Raw genomic sequence first — 10,335 nt, 5'->3', positions numbered from 1 at the left:
CCCACCTCGTCGCCCTCGTCCGCGCCGGCGCCGTCTTCGAAGCAGGCCAGCTCGTCGAACGACCCACCACCACACCCGTCACCCAAGCCGCCTAACGATCATCACCCACAAGTCTTGACTATTTCTCTTCGAGCCCCCGTTGGTCCGCGAGCCGGCCCGCCGCGAAGCCGATCTAGGATCGGCTTCGCGTTACCGTGCGGCGTCGGGCGCTGGTCTGGTACCCGGAGGACGTGTGGCGCTATGTTCTGGTGGCTGGTCGGCTGCGGGTCAGTCGACCCCCAGGTTCGTCACCGTCAAGGGCGACGCCACGACTCTCGACGAGGCCAGCCGGGCCCGGGCCCGGCTGGCCTGGTCGGGCTGAAGGGCTACGTGACCAACCTGCCCGCGACCGTCCTGCCCGCCGACCAGGTCATTGCGAACTACCACGACCTCTGGCACGTCGAGCAGTCGTTCCGGATGTTGAAGACCGATCTCGCCGCCCGGCCCGTGTTCGTCCGCACGAGGGACACGATCGATGCCCACCTGACCATCGTGTTCACCGTGCTCGCCGTCGCCCGCACCGTCCAGAACCGCACCGGCCTCGCGGTCCGCAACGTGATCCGACAGCTCCGCCCGCTGCGCTTCGCGACCATCGCGATCAACGGCGCTACCCAGACCTTCCCGCCCGCGATCAAACCGGACAAACAGGCCGTTCTCGACGCCCCGAACTGACCCGGTGTCAGGCGGTGCCGATCTCGCGCTCCTGGTATTCGCGCGGGGAGAGTCCGTGGAAGCGCGTGAAAGCGGCGCTGAAGGCAGGTAGGTGGGCGTAGCCGACGCGGCGGGCGACGGAGCTGGGCTTGGCGCCGCCGGCGAGCAGGTCGCGAGCCATCCGCATGCGGGCGGCGTAGCGCCAGCGGGCGAAGGTCATTCCGGTCTGTTCGTGAAAGGCTCGGTGGACGTCGGCGGGCAGGTCGAAATCGGCCGATCCGGCGGAGACCCCGATGCGGCGCAGGTAGTCCATGGCGGCTTCACGGCCGCGCGGGTCGGTGGGCATCGGCACGGACAGTGCCCGCTGCGCGGCGACCTGCTCGGCGAACAGGTCGATGATCTGGGTCCGGTCATAGTCGATCGGATGCAGCGAGGTGCGGGCGCTGATCGAACAGAACATCAGGTAGTCGTCCCACGCTCGGGGGAACTGCACCTGGATCGGTTCGATCAGCTGGAGATCGGCGGTGCTGGCGTTTCCGAGCGGCAGCGAGATGGAGTCCTGGTGAAGCCCGGTGATGTGCTCCACTCCCGCTGGTATCCAGGTTGCTACGCCACGCAGTCGCTCGTAGCGCCTGGCGTCGATGTCGAGATATCCGCTGCCGCGATACATCCAGCTGAGCACATGACTGTCGATGGCGTGCAGAGGCGTTTGGGCGGCGGGCAGCAGATCGGGCGCGTGGGCAGCAGCGCCGCCCGTCCGCATCAGGCGTACGAAGTTGTCAGCCTGGCGGGCCGCGCTGGCCCGTCCGGTCAGGCCGCCGGCAGGAGTGCGGGCGGCAAGCGCCCTGGAGAACTCGTGCGGGGTCAGCCCGAACTGCTGGTGGAACGCGCGCCGGAAACCACCGCGGCTGGCGAAGCCCACTCGCGCTGCCACCGGATCGACGTCGTACCCGGCGGCGAGGAGCTCGACGGCGGCGGTCAGCCGGCAGCGCAGTCGCCACTGCTCGAAGGTGAGCCCGGTGTCGGCGACGAACTCGCGCAGCAGGGTGCGCGGGCTGGAGGGAACCCGGACCGCCCACTCCTTGACAGTGAGGCCGAGCGCGGGGTCGCGGATCAGGTCCTCGGCCACCGCCCTCGCCCCGGCGGCCTTCGGCATGGTGGGGGGATCGAGCAGCGCCGAAGCAGCGCTGGCCTCGCCGGGCGCAGGTGCGGTCGGGAGGGTGCCGAGGTCACGTAGGAGATCGGCGACCCCGCCAGGGGAGTACCCGTGACCGGTGAACGGTGTGACCTGAAGGTTGAAGTACTGGATCAGCCAGTCGTGCCAGTCGTCTGGGACGTCGAACCGCATCGGCTCGGTCAGCTCCCAGGTCCCGACGCCGGCGTCGGGCCAGTACGGGAAGGCGACCGTGCCGGGCTCGGTGATCGTCAGGCTGCGGCTTCGGAGCCGCTGAGGCACCCAGATGCCTTCGCCATCGCCGAGCGAGAACTCCGTCCCGTCGTCCAGAAGCACCCGCGCGCGACCGGTACGGACCCAGATCAACATGTGGCTGGGGCGCTCCACCGGAACCATCCGTGCTGCCGGAATCGGCGGCGGAGACGAGCCAACCATGTCATAACTATATGGCGACCTGCGTACCCAATCGTGGGTGAGGTTTACCGTACCTTACCGGTAGCTCGCTGCCGCTGGTGGTGCGCGACCTCCCCACCTCAGGCGCGATTGGAAGGGGCTCCCCTCAGCATGCCGAAGACCGCACGTGGGCTCACAGTGCACCCGCTGACCCTGCGAGAGGCCGAGGTGGTGCGGGTGGTGGACCTGACATCGGGGGTGCGGCGGATCACGTTGACTGGCGAGCAGCTTGGTGCTTTTACCTCGGCGAACGGCTTCCCGCAGCCCGCGTTCGACTCGACGGGTTTCGACGACGACATCCGGCTGGTGTTCTGCTACCCCGACCAGGCCGAGCCGGTGCTGCCAGTGCAGAAGGAGAAGGGTCTCGAGCTGCCGAGAGACCCCCGGCCGCTGTCGAGGGCATACACAGTTCGTCGCTGGAACGCCGCGACCGGTGAACTGGATGTGGACATCGTCAGGCACGGCATCGGTGTCGGCAGCACCTGGGCGTACCGCACCGAACCGGGCGAGCGCATCCACTTCCACGGCCCGAGCGCATCGCGGTCGCTGCCGCAGGACGCGGACTGGCTTCTTGTTGCCGGCGACGACACGGCGATCCCCGCGATCGCCCGCCTGCTTGACGAGTTGCCCGACGAGGCGCGGGCGCAGGTGTTCGTCGAGGTCGCCGAGGACGCTCATCGGCTGGAGCTGAGGGCGCTGCCGCAGGTCGAGGTGACCTGGTTGGTGCGCGGCGGCGCCGAGGCGGGCACGACCACGCTGCTGGTGGACGCGGTCAGGAACTGCGCCTGGTGGGACGGCCGACCGTTCGCGTGGTTCGCGGGAGAGCGTTCGGCGGTGCGGGATCTGCGTCGCCATCTGGTCGAGGACCGTGGAGTGCCCAAGGAGGACATCGAGTTCACCGGGTACTGGCGCCGTGGCGAGGTCGTCGCCTTGGAGGGCGACGGAGCGGTGCCCGACCCCGAGAAGTCGATCACTCCCTTCGAGAAGCTCCATCAACTGACCGAACTGGTCCCGCCGATCGCGATCCGCACCGCCGTCGAGCTGGGCGTTCCCGAGCTGATCTCGCGTGGTGTCAGCAGCGTGGCGGACCTGGCCACCAAAGCGAATGCTGACGAGCGTGCGCTGGGCAAGCTGTTGCGCTACCTGCATGCGCTGGACGTGCTGACCGAGACCGAACCGGGCCGTTACGGGCTGACGCCAGTAGGTGAAGTCCTGACCGTCGAGTTCGTCGCGGACTCCCTGCACCCGTCCGGGGTGGGGGGGCGGGAGATGCTCGGCGTTCACGGGCTCACCGAGTCGATCCGCACTGGCCGGTCGTCCTACGCCTCCGTCACAGGGCAGACTTTTGCGCAGGTGCGGGCCGAGCAGGACTACGAGGACCGCTACCTCGAACGTCTGGCCGAGTTCCAGCACGCGCTGGCCATGTCGATCGCCAAGTCCGACCTCCTTGTTGGCGTCCGGCACCTGGTGATCCACTCCGGTGGTGCGGGCGTGCAGGCCAGCGCGTTCGTCGCCGCTCATCCTGAGCTGCGGGTCACGATCTGCGCGTTGCCCGCCCAGGCCGACTGGCTGCGCCGCGACCTGCCTGTCACGATCCCCGACGAGCAGCAGCGGGGGCGGGTCGGCGTGGTCGAGCAGTCGGTGTTCGAGCCCAGCCCCGAATCGGACGCCGTGTTCATCGGCCGTGCTTTCAAAGCGCTACCCGACGCCGACGCCGCTCACGCCCTGCGCCGAGCGTCCGAGAACCTCCTCTCGGGCGGGCGGGTGCTGCTGATCGAGGATGTCTTCGACCGCGACGACCTCGATGAGCATGACGGTGAAGCCGACCTGATCGGACTCGCTGTACACGGCTCCGGGCTACGGACCGCCGAGGAACTGGACGCCGTGATCGCCCGGTCAGGGCATGCCCGCACAGCGACGCACATCGTCGGCTGGGGAACCACCGTCCACGACCTCGTCCGCAACGACACCAACTGACCCTGAGGTGCTCAATGTCTTCCGGGTAGCTGTCGCCACCAGAATTAGGGGCAGCACGGAAGATGTAATAGATGGCACAGCGGTGCAGAAAATGATCGGCTGAGTTAAAGGGTCGGGATCTGCCGTCGGCCATTTTCATCCCACCGTTGTTGATCGAGATCGCCACGGGTCCGCGACGACGGTGGAAAGAGCTCGGTGGTGGCTGTCCGGATCTAACGGGCACGTCGCCCTCGCCGAACGAAGAACAGAAAGAAGAACGCATCTATGAGATTTGCCAGACCACGGCGCCACAGCGCGGCCCTGGTCGCCGCGTTGCTGGGCGCCGCGATCCTCCTTGCGGGGTGCGGCGGCGACGACAGCGACGACCAAGGTGACGCGGCCGCAGCGACCCGCACTGTGGAGGCCGACAACGGCACGGTCGAGATCCCGGCGCACCCGCAGCGGGTTGCAACGCTCGGCCGACTGACCTTGTCGTTCCTCGACCTCGGCGGCAAGCCGGTGGGCGTCACGGAGGTCGACGCTCCCGTGGTCGGCCTGCTGCCCGCGGAGCAGCAGGCCGCGTACAAGGCGGCCAAGCTCCTCGGCTCCAGCGCCAGCGAAGCCGACCTCGAGCTGCTGGCCACCCTCAAGCCCGACCTCATCCTGTTCTCCGCACCCGACTCCGACTTCGACCAGATGAAGTCGCAACTGGAGTCGATCGCACCGACGATCTACTTCGGGTTCAGCTCGGACTGGAAGACCCGGCTGTCCGTGACGGCGGATGCCACCGGGCTGACGGATGCTCTCAACGAGCAGAAGTCCGAGTACGATGAGACGCTCGCCGAGTTCAAGAAGAAGTACTCGGAGATCATCAAGACCACCAGGTTCGGCGAGGTTAACAGGGGTTCCTGGCAGGACCCGGGAATGTTCAGTCTCAACGGATCTCAGTGCTCGGAGATCGCGCGCGCGGACGTCCCGCTCAACATCCCCGATCTGGGTGAAGGTGGCGAGGAGCGATCGTTCGAGCGGATCGGCGACCTGTCCGAGTACGACGTGCTCATCTACCCCGTGGACGTTGAGGGCAAGGTCGCCGAAGGCTTCGTCCCCGTGGCGGAGTCGAACGGCTGGAAGGCCCTTCCCGCGGTGACCTCCGGCAAGGCCCTGGGTGTCTACTGCTTCGGTGACATCAGCTTCACCCGGTCCTACCGGACCTACTCCCAGTACCTGGACTCGCTCGGTCAGGCACTGGCGAAGCTCGCGCCGGCGGGATGACAACTCAGACCAGTGACGTCGAGGCCCGGATGCCCGCAGCGGCATCCGGGCCTCGACTGCGCGCCGGCGGCCTGCTCACGGTGCTGGTGACACTGCTCGTACTGCTGGTGCTGAGCCTGCTGGTCGGCTCGACGGTGATTGCGCCGTCGGTGGTGTGGGATGCGCTGTTTCATCCGTCGGCCGACATCGATCAGTACTCGATCCGCGACTACCGGGTGCCGCGCACGGCCGTCGGGCTGGTCGTGGGCATGGCACTGGGGGCCGCGGGCGCGTTGATCCAGGCCCTGACGCGTAATCCACTGGCCGACACCGGCGTCCTCGGCCTTAGCGCGGGTTCCTCGTTCGCGGTGACCGTAGCCGTCGGTGTTCTCGGAATCCGCGACATCAGTGGCTACATGTGGTTCGCGTTCGCCGGGGCGCTGATCGTAACGATCATGGTCCTGCTCCTGGGGTCGACCCGAAGCGGCCAGTCGCCGGGAGTCATGGTGCTCGCCGGGGTCTGCGTCGGCGCGGTGCTCGGTGGTGCCAGTTCGGCACTTCAGCTGACCAATCCGGACGCGTTCGATGCGATGCGGTCGTGGGCTGCCGGTTCGATTCTGGGGCGCCCCCTCGACGTGATGTGGCCGGTCGTGCCGTTCTTCGCGGTGGCACTCGTGCTGGCCTTCGCGGTGTCGGGCCCACTCAACGCGATGGCTCTCGGCGACGAGATCGCCGCCGCGCAGGGCGTTGCGCTGAACCGTACCCGCGTCCTCGCGATCATTGCGATCACGCTGCTCGCCGGCGGCGCGACCGCCATCGCGGGCCCCATCGGATTCGTCGGGCTCATGGTGCCGCACGTGGCCCGCTGGTTCGTCGGACCGAACCAGCGCTGGATCTTCGCCTACAGCATTCTTCTCGCCCCGAGCCTGCTGCTGGCCTCCGACATCGTCGGTCGAATCGCCATGCGACCCACCGAGATCCCCGTGGGTGTCGTCACCGCCTTCATCGGAGCCCCCGTGCTCATCGCACTGGTGCGGCGGAGGAAGGCGAGCGGACTATGAGCATCGGTGTCGCCTCTCGGTCCGAACCGACGAGCCTTCGTTCGACCGGAAGAGCTTCCGGGGGGCGGGTGGACTTCGGCCGGCGGGTCGTGGTGCTGCGGCGATGGCGGGTCGCGGTCCGGTTCGAGTGGCGCGCGGTCATCGTCTGCGCGGCGCTGGTGGCCGCGATGGTCTGCCTAGCGATGCTCGCGCTGATGACGGGCTCGTACCAGCTCAGCCCCGGCCAGGTGGTCTCCGCGCTGGTCGGTGGGGAGAACGGGCTGGTCCGCGACATCGTGGTCGAGTGGCGAGCACCCCGGGTGGCTGCGGCGCTGGTGTTCGGTGCCGCTCTGGGAGTCAGCGGGGCGATCCTGCAGTCGATGTTGCGCAATCCGCTCGCCGACCCAGGCATCATCGGGTTCTCCCAGGGCTCGTACACCGGCGCACTGATCGTGATCCTCGTCGTCAACGGCAGCTATGTGCAGCTGATAGGCGGGGCGTTGCTGGGGGCGATGGCCACCGCCGTCGCCGTGTACGTGCTCGCCCACCGGCGAGGGGTGCAGGGGTTCCGGCTGATCATTGTCGGCATCGGCGTGTCGGCGATGCTCGAATCGCTCAACACCTGGTTGATACTGAAAGCCGACCTGGAACAGGCGATGGCCGCCGCCGCGTGGGGCGCCGGATCACTCAACGTGGTGTCCTGGAACCAGGTGGCCATCGGCGGTGTGTGCATCGCGGTGCTGCTGCTGCTGGCTGCGATGTTGAGCCGGCCGATGCGCCAGATGGAACTGGGTGACGATACCGCCGCCTCCCAGGGGGTGCGGATCTCGTCCGCCCGCCTCGGTGTGGTCGTGGTGGGGGTGGCGCTGACAGCGGTCGTCACGGCGGCCTCGGGGCCGATCGCGTTCATCTCCCTGGTCGCGCCGCAGATCGGGCGCCGCCTCGTCCGCTCCGCGGGGATCACCCTCGCACCCGCCGCCCTGGTCGGCGCGCTGCTGTGCCTGGCGGCCGACTACCTCGCCCAGCACGTCGCCCCGACCCCGCTGCCGGTCGGGATCATCACTGTCATCCTCGGCGGTGGGTACCTCGGGTATCTGCTGTTCACCGAAGCCAGGAGACGCCTATGAGCACGTACTCCGACACCGTCACCGAGCTGGCCGAGGCGAGCGATGTGCCCACGCCTGCCAGGTCGCCCGGTGGCACCCGCCTGAGGGTGGAATCGGCGACGATCGGTTACGACAGGCGCGTCATCAGTGAGGGCTTGTCGGTGTCCATTCCGGACCAGTCGTTCACCGTCATCGTCGGTCCGAACGCGTGCGGGAAATCCACTCTGCTGCGCAGCCTGTCGCGGCTGTTGAAGCCCTCCGCGGGTCAGGTGATCCTCGACGGTGCGGCCATCGGGTCGTACAAGGCGAAGGAGGTGGCACGGCGGGTCGGCCTGCTGCCGCAGACCTCGATCGCCCCGGAGGGGATCACCGTGGCCGACCTGGTGGCTCGGGGGCGGTATCCGCACCAGGGGTTCATCCGGCTGTGGACCGAGGCCGACGAGCGGGCCGTGGCGAGAGCGATGGGCCAGACCGGAGTCACCGACCTGTCCGGCCGTCTGGTGGACGAGCTGTCAGGTGGTCAGCGGCAGCGGGTGTGGGTGGCGATGGCGCTCGCGCAGCACACCAACATCCTGCTGCTCGACGAGCCGACCACCTTCCTCGACATCGCCCACCAGATCGAGCTGATGGAGCTGTTCACCGACCTGCACCACGTCGGCCACACCCTGGTCGCCGTGCTGCACGACCTCAATCACGCCGCTCGCTATGCCACGCACCTGATCGCGATGAAGGACGGCGCTGTGGTCGCCGAGGGGTCACCGTCCCAGATCGTGACGGCCGAGCTGGTCGACGAGGTGTTCGGGTTGCGCTGCCTGGTGGTGCCCGATCCGGTGGCGGGCACTCCGCAGGTGGTGCCGCTGGGCCGTGACCGTCGTGGCGAAGGCGTGCGGGAAAGCCGTTGATGCGCACCGATCCGATGGGGCTGGGGCGAGGACCGCTGACGCGGTGGCTGCCGGTGGTGGGGCAGACCGCGCCGGAGCCTCCTGATGTCGGGCCGTTCGAGGCCGGGGAGGGTGATCGTCCCGGGCAGTTCGTGACGCGCGTCGTCTTCTCGCTGCCACGCATCACGGTTCCCGCGATGCTGCTGGCGATCGTGTGGCAGGTGGGCGAGGCGGCTGTCCCGGTGGTGATGGGGCTCGCGATCGACCGGGCGCTGGTGACCGGGGACACCGGGCAGCTGGTGCTTTGGCTTGGTGCGCTGGTGGCCTTGTACGTCGCGCTGACGGCGGCGGCCAGGTTCACGAACCGGCTCAACACGTACGCGATCCAGTTGTTGCAGCACCGACTGCGCGCAACCCTTTCGACCAGGGTGCTGCATTCCGACGGCAGCGCGGGGCGGGCACCGGCGGACAATGTGGTCTCGGTCATGACCAATGACGTCGGCCGACTGGCCAACGCTGTGCTGCTCGTGATTCTGCCCATCGCGCGGATCGCCGCCATCGCGTTCATCGCCGCCTCGTTGCTGGTGACGTACTGGCCGCTCGGGGTCGTGGTGCTGCTCGGCGCGCCCGCGGCGGTCTGGTTGATGGGCTTCCTGAGCGAACGCCTCGCCCGCGACACCCGCGTCTACCAGGATCTCCTCGCTGAGACCGTTGGACGGGCCACCGACCTGGTCGCCGGGTACCGGGTGATCAAGGGCGTGCGGGCCGAGGCCGAGGCGACCAGGCGATACCGGCAGGCCAGCCAGGAGACCCTGGTCGCCGCCAGGCGCAACGCCGGGCTGCTCGGCAGGTTCCTGGTGGGCTCCGGCGCGGTGAACGGCGTCTTCGTCGCCGCGGTGACGGGGCTGGCGGGCTGGTTCGCGGTGGACGGGCAGCTCAGCATCGGCGAACTGATCGCCGTGGGTGGCCTCACCCAGGCGCTGCTGCCCCAGATGCAGGCGATCGCGAACTACTCCATCCCCAATCTCGCCGGTGCCCGCGCCTCGGCCGCGCGCATCATGGACGTCCTCAAAAACGCGGACACCGTCGCGTCCGGCCACGATGACGCGCTACGACAGCGCCGCAGCCCGCTGCCCGCGCAAGGCGTGGCCGCGCCGTCCGCCGGTGTGCTTGAGGTCGACGTGCCCAGTGGGTCGATCCGGGTGGAGCCCGGTGAGCTGGTGGGGGTGCACGCCGATGACCGGACTGCCGCCCGCATCGCCGACGCGCTGCTGAACCCGTGGGCCGCCGACGACACCGAGGTTCGTCTCGACGGCCGACCGGCGCACGAACTGACCCCGGCGGAATACCGCCGCGTGGTCACCGCCGCACCCCACCGGGCGACGTTGTTCACCGGCACCATCCGCGACAACCTCACCGTCACCGGCAGCCCGCCCGAGCGGATGGACAGTGCTGTGTGGGCTGCCGCCTGTGAGGACTTCGCGGCCGGTCTGGACACCCCCGTCGGTGAGAACGGCAACCGCCTCTCCGGTGGCCAGCGTCAACGGGTCGCGCTCGCTCGGGCCTTCGCGACCGATGCTCCGATGCTGGTGCTGCACGACCCGACCACCGCCGTCGACTCGGTGACCGAGCAGCTCATCGCCGAGCGGCTGGTCGGTGTCCGTAGAGATCGTTCAACCCTGCTGATCGCCTCGTCGCCAGCCCTGCTTGGCTGCTGCGACCGTGTCGTCGACCTGCTCGACGACGTGCCGGCGCTTGGAAAGGCGGCGCCGTGACCGGGGGAT

7 protein-coding genes and 1 pseudogene are annotated in these 10,335 nt (G+C 68.6%); 7 read left to right on the top strand and 1 reads right to left on the bottom strand.

Translation table 11 applies throughout. The annotated features are described in order from the left end of the window. Positions 1-274 precede the first annotated feature (274 nt). Positions 275-711: pseudogene (locus AB1460_RS21505) on the top strand (IS1634 family transposase); the annotation flags it as partial. A gap of 7 nt (positions 712-718) precedes the next feature. Here AB1460_RS21505 and AB1460_RS21500 read toward each other — a convergent pair. Then, positions 719-2,260, bottom strand: coding sequence for an AraC family transcriptional regulator (locus AB1460_RS21500; protein ID WP_368963617.1), 1,542 nt, complete (start codon positions 2,258-2,260; stop codon positions 719-721). Between the two features lie 168 nt (positions 2,261-2,428). Here AB1460_RS21500 and AB1460_RS21495 point away from each other — a divergent pair, with 168 nt between their 5' ends. From AB1460_RS21495 to AB1460_RS21470, 6 genes are all read left to right on the top strand, one after another. Next, positions 2,429-4,294, top strand: coding sequence for an SIP domain-containing protein (locus tag AB1460_RS21495; RefSeq protein ID WP_368963615.1), 1,866 nt, complete (start codon positions 2,429-2,431; stop codon positions 4,292-4,294). Between the two features lie 264 nt (positions 4,295-4,558). Beyond that, complete coding sequence (locus AB1460_RS21490; RefSeq protein ID WP_368963613.1) at positions 4,559-5,545, top strand: ABC transporter substrate-binding protein; 987 nt, start codon at positions 4,559-4,561, stop codon at positions 5,543-5,545. Beyond that, positions 5,542-6,585, top strand: a complete 1,044-nt coding sequence (locus tag AB1460_RS21485) for a FecCD family ABC transporter permease (RefSeq protein WP_248831780.1) — start codon at positions 5,542-5,544, stop codon at positions 6,583-6,585. Before AB1460_RS21490 ends, AB1460_RS21485 begins: the two co-directional genes overlap by 4 nt. 68 nt (positions 6,586-6,653) lie before the next feature. Continuing rightward, positions 6,654-7,691 carry a FecCD family ABC transporter permease gene (locus AB1460_RS21480; protein WP_368963611.1) on the top strand — a complete coding sequence of 346 codons (1,038 nt, stop codon included), beginning with the start codon at positions 6,654-6,656 and terminating at the stop codon, positions 7,689-7,691. Continuing rightward, entirely contained in the window at positions 7,688-8,572 is an 885-nt protein-coding gene (locus AB1460_RS21475; RefSeq protein ID WP_368963609.1) for an ABC transporter ATP-binding protein, read from the top strand. Before AB1460_RS21480 ends, AB1460_RS21475 begins: the two co-directional genes overlap by 4 nt. After that, a complete protein-coding gene (locus AB1460_RS21470; RefSeq protein WP_368963607.1) occupies positions 8,572-10,326 on the top strand; it encodes an ABC transporter ATP-binding protein in 1,755 nt (584 codons plus the stop codon). Before AB1460_RS21475 ends, AB1460_RS21470 begins: the two co-directional genes overlap by 1 nt. Positions 10,327-10,335: the final 9 nt, after the last annotated feature.

Origin of the sequence: Parafrankia sp. FMc2 (assembly GCF_041008525.1) — a bacterium.
GTDB lineage: Bacteria > Actinomycetota > Actinomycetes > Frankiales > Frankiaceae > Parafrankia.
Note: the sequence above shows the minus strand (reverse complement) of the source record. Positions and strands in the feature narration are given on the sequence as shown.